At 54.4% G+C, this 16,097-nt stretch carries 17 protein-coding genes; 6 read left to right on the top strand and 11 right to left on the bottom strand.

Going from position 1 to position 16,097, the window contains the following annotated elements:
- Nucleotides 1-181: 181 nt before the first annotated feature.
- On the bottom strand, nucleotides 182-1,228 hold the full coding sequence (locus POG22_RS11905) for a DMT family transporter (RefSeq protein WP_498905452.1): 1,047 nt from the start codon (nucleotides 1,226-1,228) through the stop codon (nucleotides 182-184).
- Between the two features lie 13 nt (nucleotides 1,229-1,241).
- A complete protein-coding gene (locus POG22_RS11900) occupies nucleotides 1,242-3,212 on the bottom strand; it encodes a protein kinase domain-containing protein (RefSeq protein WP_498905450.1) in 1,971 nt (656 codons plus the stop codon).
- A 170-nt stretch (nucleotides 3,213-3,382) separates the two neighbouring features.
- On the opposite strand from POG22_RS11900, the gene POG22_RS11895 reads away from it, so the two are divergent.
- Entirely contained in the window at nucleotides 3,383-4,750 is a 1,368-nt protein-coding gene (locus POG22_RS11895) for a 1-acyl-sn-glycerol-3-phosphate acyltransferase (RefSeq protein WP_498905448.1), read from the top strand.
- Here the strand turns inward: POG22_RS11895 and POG22_RS11890 are convergent.
- The 3 genes from POG22_RS11890 to POG22_RS11880 all read right to left on the bottom strand — a co-directional run bounded on the left by POG22_RS11890 (nucleotide 4,747) and on the right by POG22_RS11880 (nucleotide 6,594).
- Nucleotides 4,747-5,487, bottom strand: coding sequence for an HAD family hydrolase (locus tag POG22_RS11890; RefSeq protein ID WP_498905447.1), 741 nt, complete (start codon nucleotides 5,485-5,487; stop codon nucleotides 4,747-4,749). The two genes, POG22_RS11895 and POG22_RS11890, sit on opposite strands and share 4 nt — an antisense overlap.
- A 445-nt stretch (nucleotides 5,488-5,932) precedes the next feature.
- Complete coding sequence (locus tag POG22_RS11885; protein WP_017659404.1) at nucleotides 5,933-6,049, bottom strand: photosystem I reaction center subunit VIII; 117 nt, start codon at nucleotides 6,047-6,049, stop codon at nucleotides 5,933-5,935.
- A 62-nt stretch (nucleotides 6,050-6,111) separates the two neighbouring features.
- Complete coding sequence (locus tag POG22_RS11880; protein ID WP_017659403.1) at nucleotides 6,112-6,594, bottom strand: photosystem I reaction center protein subunit XI; 483 nt, start codon at nucleotides 6,592-6,594, stop codon at nucleotides 6,112-6,114.
- A 193-nt stretch (nucleotides 6,595-6,787) separates the two neighbouring features.
- Between POG22_RS11880 and POG22_RS11875 the strand changes: the two genes are divergently transcribed.
- Nucleotides 6,788-7,681: a GDSL-type esterase/lipase family protein gene (locus tag POG22_RS11875; protein WP_498905444.1), complete on the top strand. Its 894-nt coding sequence runs from the start codon at nucleotides 6,788-6,790 to the stop codon at nucleotides 7,679-7,681.
- On the opposite strand, the gene POG22_RS11870 is transcribed toward POG22_RS11875, so the two are convergent.
- The 5 genes from POG22_RS11870 to POG22_RS11850 are packed head-to-tail and all read right to left on the bottom strand — an operon-like array spanning nucleotide 7,658 to nucleotide 11,183.
- The gene (locus tag POG22_RS11870; protein ID WP_498905443.1) at nucleotides 7,658-8,686 is read right to left on the bottom strand and encodes a GDSL-type esterase/lipase family protein; all 1,029 of its coding nucleotides are present in this window, start codon (nucleotides 8,684-8,686) and stop codon (nucleotides 7,658-7,660) included. The genes POG22_RS11875 and POG22_RS11870 overlap by 24 nt on opposite strands.
- Entirely contained in the window at nucleotides 8,686-9,204 is a 519-nt protein-coding gene (locus tag POG22_RS11865) for a DUF1499 domain-containing protein (RefSeq protein ID WP_498905442.1), read from the bottom strand. The genes POG22_RS11870 and POG22_RS11865 overlap by 1 nt, the downstream gene beginning before the upstream one ends.
- 55 nt (nucleotides 9,205-9,259) lie before the next feature.
- Nucleotides 9,260-9,658: a DndE family protein gene (dndE, locus tag POG22_RS11860; RefSeq protein WP_498905441.1), complete on the bottom strand. Its 399-nt coding sequence runs from the start codon at nucleotides 9,656-9,658 to the stop codon at nucleotides 9,260-9,262.
- A 9-nt stretch (nucleotides 9,659-9,667) separates the two neighbouring features.
- Complete coding sequence (locus POG22_RS11855; protein ID WP_498905440.1) at nucleotides 9,668-9,994, bottom strand: hypothetical protein; 327 nt, start codon at nucleotides 9,992-9,994, stop codon at nucleotides 9,668-9,670.
- 40 nt (nucleotides 9,995-10,034) lie between these two features.
- The gene (locus tag POG22_RS11850; RefSeq protein ID WP_498905438.1) at nucleotides 10,035-11,183 is read right to left on the bottom strand and encodes an RRXRR domain-containing protein; all 1,149 of its coding nucleotides are present in this window, start codon (nucleotides 11,181-11,183) and stop codon (nucleotides 10,035-10,037) included.
- Between the two features lie 520 nt (nucleotides 11,184-11,703).
- Between POG22_RS11850 and POG22_RS11845 the strand changes: the two genes are divergently transcribed.
- On the top strand, nucleotides 11,704-12,111 hold the full coding sequence (locus POG22_RS11845) for a hypothetical protein (protein WP_017659396.1): 408 nt from the start codon (nucleotides 11,704-11,706) through the stop codon (nucleotides 12,109-12,111).
- Between the two features lie 57 nt (nucleotides 12,112-12,168).
- Complete coding sequence (locus POG22_RS11840; protein WP_063714980.1) at nucleotides 12,169-12,258, top strand: cytochrome b6/f complex subunit VIII; 90 nt, start codon at nucleotides 12,169-12,171, stop codon at nucleotides 12,256-12,258.
- A gap of 211 nt (nucleotides 12,259-12,469) precedes the next feature.
- On the opposite strand, the gene POG22_RS11835 is transcribed toward POG22_RS11840, so the two are convergent.
- On the bottom strand, nucleotides 12,470-14,725 hold the full coding sequence (locus POG22_RS11835) for a RelA/SpoT family protein (RefSeq protein WP_063714979.1): 2,256 nt from the start codon (nucleotides 14,723-14,725) through the stop codon (nucleotides 12,470-12,472).
- Between the two features lie 282 nt (nucleotides 14,726-15,007).
- Here POG22_RS11835 and patD point away from each other — a divergent pair, with 282 nt between their 5' ends.
- Nucleotides 15,008-15,349, top strand: coding sequence for a heterocyst frequency control protein PatD (gene patD / locus POG22_RS11830; protein WP_498905436.1), 342 nt, complete (start codon nucleotides 15,008-15,010; stop codon nucleotides 15,347-15,349).
- A gap of 90 nt (nucleotides 15,350-15,439) precedes the next feature.
- The gene (locus POG22_RS11825) at nucleotides 15,440-16,009 is read left to right on the top strand and encodes a TFIIB-type zinc ribbon-containing protein (protein ID WP_063714978.1); all 570 of its coding nucleotides are present in this window, start codon (nucleotides 15,440-15,442) and stop codon (nucleotides 16,007-16,009) included.
- Nucleotides 16,010-16,097 lie beyond the last annotated feature (88 nt).

The raw sequence follows: 16,097 nt of genomic DNA, 5'->3' as shown, positions 1-16,097 counted from the left end.
ACTTCATAATTTTGTCGAGAAATATTATTGTAACTTATAAAGTGGACGAGTTAAGTCAATTCAGATTTATACCTTGAGCAAGACGGCTTCTTGTTCATTTTCCACCCCCAGCTTTTGATAACTTTTTCAGCAAACCCTATGAAGTTAATTCAAACCACATTTTGGTCTTGATTTTTTAAAGTTAAATTCCCTTGAAGCCAACTTCCATATCTCGCTCTTTCTTTAAGCGCTCTCGGACTTCACCCTCATGTTGTTTCCAAACTCCAAACTGATTGAGTGCAATTCCCAAAATAATCGCACTTCCACCAATATACTGAGCGGAAGTCGGCACTTCACCCAAAATAAAATACGCAGCCAAAACTCCTGCAACCGGACTAAACGAGCTAGCGAGGGAAACTTCTGACGCGCGAGTGGTTTTAAGACCTCGAAACCAACAAAGTTGTCCGCCGACGACGATAACTGCACCGTAAACGAACATCCACCTCCATAAAATGGGTGAAAAGATATCCATAAAGTGAGACCAACCGAAGAGAACCATCACGATCGCAAAGAAAACGACCGTTCCGACCGCCGTTCTCACGAGTGTAAACAGTCCCAGCGAAACGCGAGCGAGATTGGCTTGACTGATAGTCGTCGAAATAGCTAACGCCACCGCTGCGATCGCCACCATCACCTCTCCCCGTCCGATCGACATCATGTTTCCCATCGAAATCGCGTCGTCTGTCGGCGGTTGGAGAACGACCGTCAGTGCGACCCCAGCAAAGGACACGATCGCCCCCAAAACCACCCATTTGTTGAGTCGTTCTTTTAAAAAGAGAACCGATAGCGCTAACGCTAACGGCGGTTCGAGTCGTCCCACGAGAATGACGTTGTTGACCGACGTTCGCTCGATCGCCATAAAAATCAAAGCAGGTGCTAACGCCCCCGATAACACCGCCACAACCGACAATTTCAGCCAAATTTCACGAGAGAGTTCGGCGAGCGATCGCGCGTTTAATCGATCTTTATAAACGACACTCAACACAAGTAACGCACAAAGATTTCCGACAAACAGAACGTTACAAAACGAAATTGGATTTCGACCGTCAATTAAATTTTGCGCCCCTAACTCAGTCAGGCGTCGCGTGACCGAATTCGCCGCCGCAAAAATCAGCACCGCCAATAGCAGATACGCTCGCCCTGGAACACGACGAATTACATCGCTGACTCGACCGAATAAATTATCCATTACCTATTTGAAATTAAGGATTTCGGGCGCTCACACTCAACTCAAACGGATGCGATCGCGGTGCGACCACGTCGATTTGATAGGTTCCTCCTCGATCGATTTTCGCCTGCCAAAAGACCACGTTCCTCGCTTCAGGAATCGGCTGACCGTTCGGTAAACGCACCGTAAAACTCACCTCCGTTCCTTCAGGAGTGATGGGGTACAGTTCCACCCCGAGAATCTGTCCGCCAGCAACCGGAACCAAATAACGTTGAATCACTTGAGGGCGAGTCGTTCCCGTCACTTGAACGTCGTTCTGTCCCGCTGAAAAATTCAACCGCTCGATTTCGACTTGCGATGGTGGCGACGTGGGAGTCGGCGTCGGCGTGGGTGTGGGAGTCGGCGTCGGCGTGGGGGTCGGTGTGGGGGTCGGTGTGGGTGTGGGAGTTGGCGTCGGTGTGGGAGTCGGCGTCGGCGGTGCAGTGAGCGTCAAATTCAGGTCGTACTCGCCATCGGGAACACCGCGAACCGTTTTCAGTTGTACCGTATATTGCCCGTCTGTTTCGAGTTCCCCTTCCCAACCGAAAACCCGCTGCGATCGCCCCGCAACCGGTTCGCCGAGAGGGTCGAACACCGTCAACACGACCCGTTCCCCTTCCACAAAAGCGTTCAATCGCGACCCGGCTTCAGCTTGAAAGCGGTAGTTGTCCGTACCGTTGGCGTCGAGAACCCCTTGAGTTTGGAACGTCGTCCCTGGAGTCAGATTGAGGATGCGATCGAACGTAATCTCTTCCGGCGTCGGGGTGGGACTCGGACTCGGCGTTGGAGTGGGACTCGGCGTTGGAGTGGGACTCGGGGTCGGAGTGGGACTCGGACTCGGAATTCCGAGAGGTTGTTCGGGGGTGGGACTCGGGGCGTCGTCGTCCGACCCAAAGAAAGCGTTCACTAACGTCCAAGAACTCCATCCCGTCAGGAGAGCGAGGACGACCACCGCTACCGCGACGACAACGGGATTTTCCCAAGTCGAAGGGCGATCGTCCCTCGACGAAGAGTCCGAACGCGTATCGGCTTGCGTTGGGGGAAGGGGTTCGACGCGGCGTCCGACGGCGACCGTTTGCATTTGGGACGGTTGCGCGACCGGAGGAGACGCACCTTGAGAGGGAACGGTATCGAGTCCAACCAACGCGTTGAGGACTTCCTGGGCGCTTCCGTAGCGATCGCCCGGACGAGCGGCGATCGTTTTATTGAGGATCTGGCTCAGTTGCGGACTGACCGCAGCAAAGGATTGCCAATTCCATGCAAACTGGCGATCGTCGTAGAGATCTTGTGGTTCCCGTCCGGTCAACAACACGATCGCCGTTACCCCGAGAGCGTACAGATCGCTGTGAGGATAGGCGCGTCCGCCTTGCAACTGCTCGCTGGGAGAGTAACCGACTTTTCCGACGATAGTGGCTTGACGAACCGTATCGACCCCTTGAATTTGCGTCGCGAGTTCCTTGACGACTCCGAAATCGATCGGAACGGGCAAACCGTCGCGATCGCGGCGAATGAGGTTGTCGGGAGAGAGATCCCGGTGAATCACGCCCTGACTGTGAATGTAGTCGAGAACGGGTAGCAACTGCCGTAACAGTTGCACGACTTCGGCTTCAGAAAAACGTTCCCCGCGACTGCGGCGATCGCGCCAGAGATCTTGATAGGTCTGTCCTCGCACGTAATCGCGCACGATAAACAGCCGTTGGTTTTCCTCGAAGATAGCCTGAAATTCGGGAATTTGCGGGTGATGGAGGTGGTAGAGAATTTCCGCTTCCCGTTGAAACAGTTCCTTAGATTTTTCCAGGGTGTCGGGTTCGGTGTTACTGGGGGCGAACTCCTTCACCGCACACTGTTCGTTGAAGCGTCCGCGATCTTCGGCGAGATAGGTACGCCCGAACCCCCCTTGTCCGAGGGTTCGAACGATGGTGTAGCGATTTTGTAACAGAGTGCCGGGAGAAAGCGGAGGCTGCATAAAGGGTAAAAACGAGAAATAAGATAGAAGGGTCTTTCGGATTTATTGTATCGGGCGGACGTATCGCTTCCCACGCAGTGCAACAGCACTTTCACAGTCGTCACAGGCGCGAAAATAAGAGAAGACCCCCCGTGTTAGGACGGAATTACTCTTACAATCTAGAAACAACGATGGCGATCGCAAGTTCTCCTTTAGAGTTTATCCCGCCGGATTTCAACCCTGGCGTTCGGCAGTTGGCGCAGTTGACATTCCCGATCCTGCGGCGGTGGAAAGCCGGAATTCAAGAGGTACGTGGGGAAAACGTCGAACAGTTAGCGCAGCTATACCGTCAGTTTTGCGACGGAGAAGCGCGGTTGATACTGGCGTTTCGACACCCGCAGCCCACCGACCCGCTGTGTTTGGCTGCTTTGGTTTGGGACTTGTTGCCCCAAACGGCACGAGAGCGGGACATTGCACTTCCCTCGCCGACGCACTTCCATTTTATTTACGATCGCGGCATTCCCCTGTGGTTGGGACGAGGTACGGGTTGGACGCTCTCGAAGTTGGGGGGAACGTCGCTGCGTCGCGGTCAGCTCGATTGGGTGGGATTGCGATCGGCCCGGGAACTGCTGGCCTTCGGCCGCTTTCCCCTAGCGGCGGCTCCTGAAGGCGCGACGAACGGCCACAACGAAATCGTCAGTCCCTTAGAACCGGGGGTGGCACAGTTAGCGTTTTGGGCGATGGAGGATTTGCAGAAGGCAGGGAAACCCGATCGCGTGGCCATCGTCCCCCTGGGAATTCAGTACGAGTTCGTCTCGCCGCCGTGGAAGGCGATCGCCCGTCGCTTGCAGGCGTTGGAAATCGCCTGCGGCTTGGACGTAAACGGTTCAGACGCCGATCGAGCCTCGCCCGAAGAACAGCTTTATCCTCGGCTGTATCGCTTGGGGGGTCGCTTGTTGGTGTTGATGGAGCAGTTTTACGCGCGAACCTACCAGCAACCGTTACCCCACGAGGGGGAAATGCCCCAGTCTAACGAAGAACTCTCGGAGCGGTTGCAGACGTTGTTGGATGTGGCGTTACAGGTCTCGGAATCCTATTTTCACTTGCGGCCGAAAGGCAGCCCCATCGATCGCTGTCGTCGCATCGAACAGGCGGGGTGGGAGCGAATTTATCGTGAGGAGATGAAGCAACCGGGGCAACTGTCGGCTGTCGAACGGGGACTGATCGATCGCATCGCGGCGGAATCGCAGTTACGAATGTGGCATATGCGTCTCGTGGAGCATTTCGTTGCCGTCACGGGGGGTTACGTGCGCGAAAAGCCAACGGTGGAACGGTTCGCCGATACCCTGGCTTTGGTGCAGGAAACCTTCAACCAAATTTGCGAGCGATCGCAGCCGTTGAAACCCTTGGGCGATCGACGAGTTCGCTTGACGGTCGGCGATCCCCTCTCTACCTCGGACTTTTGGGACACCTACACCTCGGGGCGTCGCGGAAGCCGTCAAGCGGTAGCGGATTTGACCCAGGCGTTACAAGGGGCGTTAGAAAAGACGATTCGCTAGAGGGACAACACGCGGATGTCGTCGAGTCGAGCGATCGCCACGTCCGCCGCTTCCAGATGTGCCGCTTCGGGGGTTCCCCAACAAATGCCGATCGCTCCGGCCGCCCCCGCTTTCCTTGCCATTTCGATATCGAGGGGCGAATCGCCCACCATCAGAGCGTTTTGGGGGTTGACCCCCAACGCGTCGCAAGCGTTGGCGAACAGCACCGGATCGGGTTTGCTGGGACCGAGATCGACCCCCATGCGGACGGAAATATAGCGATCGAGCTGGTGTTCGTTCACGAACCGTTCGACCCCTTCGGTGGTATCCGCCGAGAGAATCCCTAGCTTCAACCCCGCTTCTGCCAAATGTTGCAGCACGTCGAGAGAGCCGACGAACAGCGGCGAGGATTGCGGTTTACCCAACGTGCGATCGGCCTCTTCAAACGCTTGTTGCGCCACCTTTAACGATTCCATCCAGCCCCGTCCTGTTTCGGCGACGAACGCGGCGGCGGCGATGAGGTTTTCGTGACGGCTGCCAATGGCCAAAAGTCCCGTCGGATCGAGAGTATCGCCGTCGATGCCGTATGCGATGAGGGTGGACTCTCCCGCACCGGGAATTTGCGCGTCCAGTCGTCGGGCCCGTTGAATTCCCAAAATTCGCAAGAATTCTTGAGAGTCCTCGAGCGTGCCGTCTTTATCGAACACCACTGCCTCGATATCGTGAAAGGTTACGTCGCGGCATTGAATGCGAAACATTTATCTCCAAAGTTGACAATCGATCGGTCGTTTTAGCGAACAAGAGTCTTTCACATTTCGGTTAAAAATTCAACTCCAACCCCTTCGAGATCGTTGTTTTTTTATCCTCAAAACCACTGAAATCAAAAACAACTTTTATTACGGATAATTATAAATATATCTAAAATATTTTAAAATAGCTACTAAAAAGTAATTAAATTTTATAATTTTTCGATCGCAAATTTACCCCCAACATGGAGTTGTACAGAAACCGAACCTCAAACAGCGGCTGTTCGATTCCAGGCAGGAGCCTCCCTGTGTCCTCTGTGTATCTGTGGTGAAGATGTTTGGGAACCTACCTGATTCTGGATTTGCTGTCAAGTCTAAAAACAGCCAAAAAAAGAGGAAGCAAAAGCCTCCTCTTACAACTGTTTAAAACAGTAAAAACTGACTGCAAGAAAACGTATTAAGCGTCTTGTTCGATGTAGATGAACAACAGACCCATCGTCACGACCGGCATCAGCCAGCAGACGACAGGAATCAGAATCCAAGGCAGATAAGAAGCTGCATAATCGCCGCTCATGTGAATCTCTCCTATCTCAAATAACTCAAAAATAACAGTCGATCGCGTGTTCGAACTCGGGTCTAGTAGTTCACCAGACCTCGGAAAATCGCATCGACGACATCGAAGTTTTGCAGCAGGAAGAACGCCACGAAAGCGCTTCCCATACCGCCGACGAAGAATCCAGCAGTGAACTGGCTCCAGCCTTCAGAGGTTTTCAACGGATCGTCGCTGGTAGACTCGCCTTGATAGGACACCAGACCGTAAGCGGCCAGACAAGCCGTGGCGAGGAGCAGCAGGGTGACGCCGGAAATCAAACCGCCCAAGTTGGCAAATTCCGAATCCCGTAGGGGGCCGAGTTTCACCCAAGGGCCGATGATGAAGTAGCCGTGAGCCATACCGATTTCGAGGCCGCGCAGGATCGGCGACAGTCCCGAACGATAGGCTGGCAGGTTGCCAATGAAGGCGCGAGTAAATTCAGAATCGCTAATCGGGGTTGATAAGTGACCCAGTTGAGGGTCGCCTTTATATGCTTGGACCACCCCAGTATTGGTGGAATCAGCCATGCGAGTTTCTCCTGTTCTCTAAAAATTCTTAACGAAGAACTTTAAGCTAACATTTTAGGCAAGGGCGGGTAATTTAGTCCCACAATGGCGGAGGAACTTTAGAAAAGTTCACCGAACGGCGCGGAGAGCGAACTCTCCGGAGGCGATCGCCACGACCCTGCAAAATAAGGACGTACTCTGTTGTAACGATACGATGAATCCTGCTTCTGTGTCGATCGTCTTGGGGTGGATGCCGCTGTTGGCGCAGGTTCACCCCCCGTCTCTACCGTATTTTGAAAACCCGACGACGGAAATTGTCTCGCAAGCTTCAGAGTCCGAGGTGGCAGTCGTTCCCGGTCGCGTCCCCGTCTCGACTGCCCAACTGTACCAACAGCGGTTGGCTGCGTTGCGATCGGGTACGCTTTACACCCGTCAAGCTCGCGATAGCTTTCAATCAGACTGGATCGGTGCTAGGGAAAACCCCACTTACGAGCAATGGGTCGCCCTTCTCGCTCAGGAAGCCAAAGCGATCGCCGCCGGTCAGGGAGACAACCGCCTGTCCGTCACTATTGGCGATTCGCTGTCGTTGTGGTTGCGACCGGGACTGTTCGAGGACGATCGCCTCTGGCTCAATCAAAGCATCGGCGGCGAAAATACCGCCAGAATTCGCAACCGCCTCTCGTTGCTCGAGGGGACGCGACCCAACAGCATTTATATTATGGCGGGCGTCAACGACCTCATCGGCAACCGCAGCGACGAGGAGATTCTGACGGACTATCGAGAGATTCTGTTGCAACTGCACCAAAACCACCCGCAAGCTCGGTTGGTGGTGCAGTCGATTTTACCGACGCGACACGAGGCGGTGTCGAACCTGCGAATTCGATCGCTCAACCGAGAACTGGCGACGATGAGTTACCAAATCGGCGCGATTTATCTGGATTTGTACCCTCACTTTAGCGACGAAGCCGGACGAATGCGATCGGAACTGACCACCGACGGCATTCATCTGAGCGATCGCGGTTACGACGTCTGGCAAAACTTCATCCGTCAGGTGGAGTATCAAATCACGATCGACGAAAAACGCTCACAGACGATCGAGCAGCTTTAACAACACTAACGCCGCCCGAGGGTTGGGATGGAGTCCGTCCGTCGAAAACTCCCGCTTGAGATTCCCCGACTCGTCCGTAAAGTAGGGATTGAGATCGAGAAACTCGATGTCGGGATAGCGATCGAGGACTTCTTTGAGTTCGCGATCGATCTGATGGACGGCGGCGTTATCCACATCTGCCATCCGGGGATCGTTGAGGTCTTCGTCAGGCGATCGCGGTAACACCGAGGCAAACACCAACCGGGTTTCGGGATATTTGCGGCGGATCGTCTCGATTAACAGCAGCGCATCGCCGAAAATATCCTGCGGTCGTCCGTGGTTGAGCAGTTCCGGCGTCGCGGCACCGAACACGACGATTTCTTCAGGAGGATGGCTGTCTGCAAGTTGTTTGACTTGGGCGGTCATTTCCGCGAGGCGATAGGCAGGAACTCCCAAATTAAAATCGTTCGGCCCTAAAAACTCGTCGGGAATTGCCAAGGCGATGGAACTCCCGACGATGGCGCGGCGAATTTGCGGCTTCGTTTCGACAAACTGCCGATATTCAGCCAGTTTCAAGCGATCGTAATCGGATTTGTTGGGGTAAATACCGGTATCGGCTGCAATTTCTGCCCGACGTTCGAGAAACTCGTCAGACAGATAGGCGGTGAGTTCGGCGGATTTCTGTAAGTACCAGCGTCGCCCGTCCCAGCGGCGATCGGCAACTGCCGCCAATTTCGCGCGTTCTGTGGCGTCGAAGGCGATCGCGACCTCTGGCGGCGGTAAAGGTCTCGGAATTGCAACGGGAGACGCAGACGGCGTCGGCTGTGCCAGTCCCACCCCCGCAAACGGGGTATAGTCCGAAGGGATGGGGGAGCGCGATCGCAGAAACGAACGGTTCTGAACGACGATGGCACAACCGCCCACGGCTACGAGAAGATACAGTAGCGTACTCACGGCCTCGGGGCGCTGTCCGAGGTGGTCGAGCAGCTGTAGGAGTCGCTGCCACAGGGGAATCGAGCGTGACATCAGCCGTCAAACTGTTTTCGGAGGTCTTCGATCCGCTGGCGGTTAACACCGAGATCGGACTGACCCAGACGAGAGGCCGATCGCACGTGGACGACCCCCTCACCCTCGGGTGCAAAAAATTCTACGTCGTCCACGAACCCCATGAGTTTCGAGGTAAATTCGGCGTAGAGATAGTTGGGTTTCGCTTCGATAATTTCGGCGTTTTCGGTTGTTTGTAAGAGGTCTTTCAATCGCGCGATCGCTGCTTCGGGCGTCGTGTCGTAAGTCAACGGGGCGATCGAATGTTCGGAATCGTCGCTGTGACTCGAGACGCAGTTGGGCGAAGACGGACAAGGGGCGAGGCGATCGCCTTTCACGCCTAAGTTATCGGGACGCTGGCCGGAAAAGTGAAATAGACTTGCCATGTAAACAGGGGGGTAGACTGTGAAGGTCGGAACGGCCATCGCGGCCGGGGCGATCGCGCTTCCGAACAGTAACAGGCACAGGACAACGGCGGCGACGCGCAAACGGGCGAACATGAACTCGAATCCTGACTCGACAGTTCCGATTGTATACGCTCCCTCTGGCAGTTTTCTATGTCGCGGGGCGATCGCCGTCGAGCCAGGTCAGCCAGTCTTCGATCTGTTGGACGTCGCGATCGCTGGCTAAGTAGCCGATTCCCCGGTTGAGGTGAAGGGCGAACTGTCGGGCGAGGGTGTCGCGATCGGTGTCTAAGCCATCGTTATAGCAGCGTTGTTTGAGGGCGATCGCCAACGCATCGGCCATTTCACCGCCAAACACCCGCCAGCTCATTTCCACGTTGCTGTCGCCCGAGATCGGCACTGGAGACGGGGGACTCTCTTCGGCCAGAGACCGACAGAACGCCCAGCGACACAAGACGTTCCAGCGATCGATCCGAGTTTGACGTTTGAGTTTCGTCAGTTGGTCTTTGGCGGTTTGCGAGAGTTTGAAGCGTTCGACGGGATACTCCATGACAGGGCGTTATGGCTGGGATTCGTCAGAGGAACCACTGGCGAAAAACAAGCGATAGCCGCCGTAAACGAAAACGGCGAGAATGGCGACGCTGATAGCCAGAGACACCAGACGCAACAGGGTTTGTAGAATCGAGAACCCTAACACGATACCGCCGATCCCCACCGCCACCTGTCCGATGGGGGGGAGGTTTTGAAACCAGGTTCGGGCTTGTTGGTACAGGGTTTGGAGCGAGTTGGGACGGTCCTCGTTGGGGAGGTTGTCGTTGTTTTGATGGCGATCGATATCGAGTTCCAACTCTTGCAGTCTGCGTTGCCAGTCAGATTGTGGGTTCATCAAAATCTCCTTTGTGGATACCCCGCTTGAAATCTGCGATTCAAGCGCGGGAGGAACAAAGCGCTGGTCGAGTGGGGTTCGATGCCCCCGAGACCAGCAAATTCGTGTTGGGGGCGAGCAACTGCACTTTAGAAGCGCTGAACTGTCCGAGACGCTTCCAGTTAATATCGCTGACGGATACTTGACGAGCGGTATCTCCAGAAACCCAGCCCCAATATTGGCGTCCTGCCCTAGACGCCCGAACGAAATCACCTTTTCTGAATCCGTTCCGGGTGACGGTTCCGCCATACTTGCGACGTTTGCCACCCTGGGCAGGTTGCAGAAGGTGCAACTGTCTCCGACAGATGGGAGGACGGCGAATCACTCGAAACGGTGCGGGAGTAATGCAAACACTACCCTTCCACCGATGTCCGCGAACGTTCGTTCCGTGGAACGACTCATATCGAACGAACTGAGACGAGGCCAGGGCGATACCGTCTACCGCATGGGATTCTGGGGTCGCTTCACCTTTGTTGCCAGACTTGGACAGTCCCAACTCTCGTCTCAGGTTGGCAGTTTTCCAACCCTGCAACTGCACCACTGGGGCGATTTCTTCCATTTGTTGGATCGCCCAGCGCTGCCCGACCATCACGGGAGAAAAACCCCTCCCCGAACGAGCCGTTCGCCGTCCGCTGGTTAGATCGACATCCGCTCGAACGTATTCCCAGACGATGGTAGAAATGGGAAATATCACCGCCAATTCCCTAACGACTCGCAATTCGAGTTGTCGGTTGGCACGGATACTCGGCGGCAGTTTGTGTCCCTTGCGATTAGAGAACCGCGATGAGCGGTGATTGCGAAACTTAAACGGCACGTTGCGGTTGATGCGACGAGAGCGTCTAGTACGCCGCATCGTGCGTCGCTGCTCCATCCGTTTCTTGACCGTCTCGAACGGCAAAATCAGATGTGCCATGAATAGCGTAGCTTTGGCTGATTGCACGGCCACACCCGAAAAGTGCTTGCCGGGGTCTACTCCAACCGCGACTTCTTGGGTCTGGGTGTCGCTCGGCTCAACGGTCAGTTGGACGTAAAACACTCCGACATCTGACCATTTTTGAACCGCTTTTCCTTCTTTGAGCCAACGTCTCGCCCGACTGGGTTTTGTTGGCATCAGAGGAACACCTTCTTTTGATACGACAGGGACTCGCATTTAAGATAATTCTCCTTTTGGGAGTGTTTGCCTCTTCGACCACAGCTATCAAGATGTCCTGTCTGACAGCACCGAGGGATTTCTCGGTTTGGAGAGGGCAGAACGAGAGGAGTATTCTGCCGTCCGTTCCAGATAACTGCTCTGAGGTCTAGTCAATGCTTACGATGAGGGATGACCCCCCTCAAGCCCCGATTGGACTGTCTGGCAGTCAATCGCGGGTCATTGACAAGCCTTCGTAAAACGCGAAAGAACTCCGTTCCGCTATCGCGAACGAAACCGAAACGCTGGTTCCTTAGCTGATTGTAGCGAATGGAAGCGCCCCGCTCCAAGGCGAGAACGCCGAACCCGAAGACGCGGGACGACCGGTTATGACCGCCGGATAACTGGCATAAGTTCGGGGAGATTTACAAGGCAACGAGAGACAATCAAACTAGAACGAAGGTAGAACTCCTCTCTTTGGGAAAATTTATCGAATTGAGACAGTTCTAACCGTTGTATTTTTGGAGGAGGTCGATCGAATATGAAACGTCATCCCCTTTCGATCGCGATCGCAGTCGCTCTCGGCGTCGTTTTGGGAGTTCCCGGTATCGCGCGAGGCGAAACGATCGAACTCCGGTCGGGTTTCGAGACGGAAACCCTTGCGGGAACGTCGGGAGGAACGCAAGCCAGCGACGATTGCGGGGCGATCGCGGCTCGTCCCAACCACGAGTTACGATTGACGGAAGATTTCTCCTATTTGCGAATTTCCATTGCTGGCGGCGGGAATCCCACGTTGTTAGTCGTCGGCCCCGACAACAGCGATCGATTCTGCGCCCGCAACACGCCGCAACAGTCCGGCTACCTGCAACAAGGAACCTATTACATCTACGTCGGCGATCGCAACGGAGAAGCCCATCCCTACACCCTGTCGATTTCAGAAATCCCCTAACTTTGCCGTATCATAAGGTTTGGTATTCAAGCTGAATTTAAATTCGATACGAAACCTATGGATATTCTGAGTGCTGGTTGGGCAGGCTTGCTCGTGGTCTTCACCTTTTCGATCTCGTTGGTGGTCTGGGGACGCCGAGGCTTCTAAACCGTCTGCCCTGTGGAGACATCTCCAGAAAGCGAGGCATCCTTGCGGTGTCTCGCTTTCTCGTTTGACAGGGGCTACGATTCTCCTCTCATTTTCCGGTGGGGGCGGTGCGTGACGCGGCAGGCCAACATTGACCTGACTTCGGCAACATAGTCTCGCCGCGTCACGCACCCTACCTCTGGTGACTGGTGACTGGTGACTGGTGACTGAATTACTTGTGCATTTCCCCCAAACGCCGCAGGTTCAGAACGTCGCTCATTTGGCGGATTTGGGCGAAGGTGCGCTCGAGTTGCGTGCGATCGCGAATGCCGATTCCCAAGTCGATAATGGCGGGTTTTCCGTCGCTGGTTCGCACTTGGGCGCTGTGGACGTTGATGTTGTTGTCTTTCAACCGCGAGAGAATATCGTTGAGAACCCCGACGCGATCGAGAACCTCGATGGAAATATCCACGGGATAGGTTTGAGCGCGTCCGTTTTGATGGGGGCTGTTCCAACTGACAGGAACCAGTCGCTCTCCGGGGATCGACGCTACGTTGGGACAGTTTTGTTGGTGAATAGAAATGCCGCGATCGCTCCGCGTGACCACGCCGATTATCGGCTCTCCGGGGACGGGTTTGCAACATCCGGCGATGTGGTACACCATCCCTTCAATTCCCGCGATAGGAGATTTGCTCGTGGTGGTGTCGGGAACGCTTCCGGTTGAGAGCGACAGCGTCTGTTGGAGGGTTTTCGGGGTTTCGGGAACCTCTTCTCTGGCCTTGACGGCATCTTGCAAGCGGTTCACCACTTGATTCAAGGTCACTTCGCCGTAACCCAACGCTGCCAGTAAATCGTCGACGCTGTGGTAGTTGCAGCGTTCGGCAACGTCCTGCATGGGGTCGGATTTGAGCAACGCCTCGAAGCCGCTTTTCCCGAGTTCTTTTTCCAGCATTTCTCGCCCTCGGGAGAGGTTTTCGTCCCGGTGCGATCGCTTGTACCACTGACGAATTCGGTTACGGGCGCTCGGCGTCACTACGCAGTTGAGCCAATCTAAACTCGGATGGCTGTTTTTCTGGGTAATAATCTCGACTATATTGCCGTTTTCGAGGTTGGAGTCCAGAGGAACGATGCGCCCGTCGATTTTCGCCCCCGCGCAGTGGTTGCCGACTTCCGTATGGATGCGATAGGCGAAATCGATCGGCGTTGCCCCTTGTTTGAGCGACACCACGTCGCCGTTGGGCGTAAAAACGTAAACGTCGTCTTCAAACAGATTGTCTTTAATGCTGTCGAGATATTCCTGAGCGTCTTTGAGATCGCTTTGCCATTCGAGAAGTTGGCGCAGCCAGGTAAATTTCTCGTCTTCAGCCGTCCATTGCGACTGTACCGACCCGCATTCTTTATATTTCCAGTGAGCGGCGATCCCGTATTCGGCGATGTGGTGCATTTCGTAAGTGCGGATTTGCACTTCGATGGGGCGTCCGCCTCGTCCGATCACTCCCGTATGTAAGGACTGATAGCGGTTGGGTTTGGGCAAACCGATATAGTCTTTGAAGCGACCGGGGATCGGGTTGAAGGCATCGTGAACCACTGCTAGGGCGCGATAGCATTCGTCGTTGGTGTTGACGACGATCCGCACGGCAGCGATATCGTAAATTTCGTTAAATTCTTTGCGCTGTCGCTGCATTTTGTGAGCGATACCGTAGAGGTGTTTGGGGCGTCCGCTCACCTCGAATTTGGAAATCCCCGTTTGCGGGAGTCGTTCTTGCAAAACGGAAATGACCGATTGAATGCGGGATTCGCGATCGGCTCGTTTGTCTGTGACGAGTTCTCGAATGTTTTGATAGGCTTCTGGGTCGAGATATTTAAACGAAAGGTCTTCGAGTTCCCATTTGAAGCGTCCGATCCCCAGTCGGTTGGCCAGAGGGGCGAAAATGTCGAGGGTTTCGCGGGCGATGCGTTTTTGTTTTTGAGGGGGAAGGTGGTGCAACGTCCGCATATTGTGGAGGCGATCGGCCAGTTTCACCACAATTACGCGGATGTCTCGCGCCATAGCTAGGAACATTCGTCGGAAATTCTCGGCTTGGCGTTCGGTTTTACTCGAGAAGTTAAATTTCGAGAGTTTGGTGACGCCTTCGACGAGATGACGCACTTCTTCCCCAAATCGTTCTTCGATGTCGTCGAGCGTTACGTCGGTATCTTCGACGACATCGTGGAGAAATCCCGCCGCGATCGTAGCGCCGTTACCTCCCAAATCTCGCAGCAAACCCGCCACCGCCACGGGATGGGCGATGTAAGGTTCTCCTGACGCTCGACACTGCCCTTCGTGCAGGCTGTAGCCAAACTCGAAGGCTCGTTTGACCAAGTCGATTTCTTCTGGAGACAGGTTGCTGACGAGTCCGTGGGGATCGTCGCCGCGTATACAGGCGTCGAGCCAGTCGGGGAGGTCGATCGAAAGGTCGAAGCTACAAATGGGAGATGCTACGTTCATCGGGTCAAGTTAGGCGAACGAGTAAGGGAAATTCGGGAGACTCGATGAATACACGAGTCTTCCATATTTTCTGTATTACAAGATACAGTGCGAAAACTTTTTTGAAAAAAAGTGAGAAAAAATTGAAACGAACTGGGATCGATCGCTAGTCGATCGCGTCGAGATGTTTATGGATTTTAGAAATGAATCCGCCGATCTCCGCGTTGCTTAAGACGGTTTTTATAATATCTTAATTTTTGTAAAGCCTAGAGTACCCTAATTTTAGCAATCTAGACAAATATCATGCTAGTTATGTCAAGCGATCGTTACCAAAAACTCGTCCGACAGCTCGATCGCCTCTGTGAGACTCTAGACGAGGCGCGATCGCCTCTAGTTCCAGAGGTGACGCGGCTGCAAGGCTGGTTTCAAACCGAGATTCTCGGGACAGATTTCGCCGATCTCGACAGTCGCAGCCAGTCTTACACCACCGAAATTCACAAGCAACTGCGGTTGTTGGCGACAGATGCGGCGTTTTTGCAGTCTGCGCGACAGGAAACGACGCAGGCGCAACGTCGAGCGCAAATTCGCGATCGCCTTTCGACGATGCGTCGCTACTGCAATGTAATTTTGGGAAAAGACGAGTAGGCGAACTGGAGCATTACCCACGGCGATCGAAGCGCGATCGCACAATGCGATGATAGATCGATGAACTCGAGATCCCCGTCAACAACGATTATGCAATGTCCGAAAGACAAAACCTCGACCCTCGTTGAAGATACCCTCGAACCCGGCTTGACAGTGATGCGGTGTCCGAAAACCGGGGGCGTCTGGCTCGATCGCGAAAATTACGAACGCTGGCGATCGCAGCAACCCCAACCGGAATTCGACTTAGAAAAGTTGTCGCAACAACTCTCTGAAATTGATTTCCACCCCCACCGAACCGATGCCAAAGCCGCCCTCTGTCCCGACAGCGGCCGCATTATGACTCGGGCCCGCGTCGACGCCCCCATGCCGTTTTACATCGAACGTTCTCCCTTCAATGCCGGAATTTGGCTCGACGCTGGAGAATGGGAAATCCTCAAACACCTAGGGCTACACGTTCAGATCGATCGCCTGTTTTCGAGTTCCTGGAAATCGCAACTGCGGGAACAACATCAAGTCGAACTCCAACGCGATGCCGTCATCGACAAACTGGGACAAGACATCGCCGAAAAAGTCTTTGCCCTCGCCGAAACTCTCAAAACCCACCCCAACGGAGATTTTGGCGTCGCCTATCTCATGCAACAATTCGAGCGTGCTGAATAACGGTGATGATGAGGTGAGTCGTAGGGTGCGTCAGACTTGAAAACCGAAAACGCGAACGGGGAATCCCCCTAACCTGACGCACCGCCGA

This window comes from Geitlerinema sp. CS-897, from assembly GCF_028368005.1.
GTDB lineage: Bacteria > Cyanobacteriota > Cyanobacteriia > Cyanobacteriales > Geitlerinemataceae > Baaleninema > Baaleninema simplex.
This window is presented reverse-complemented; position numbering and strand designations above follow the sequence as displayed.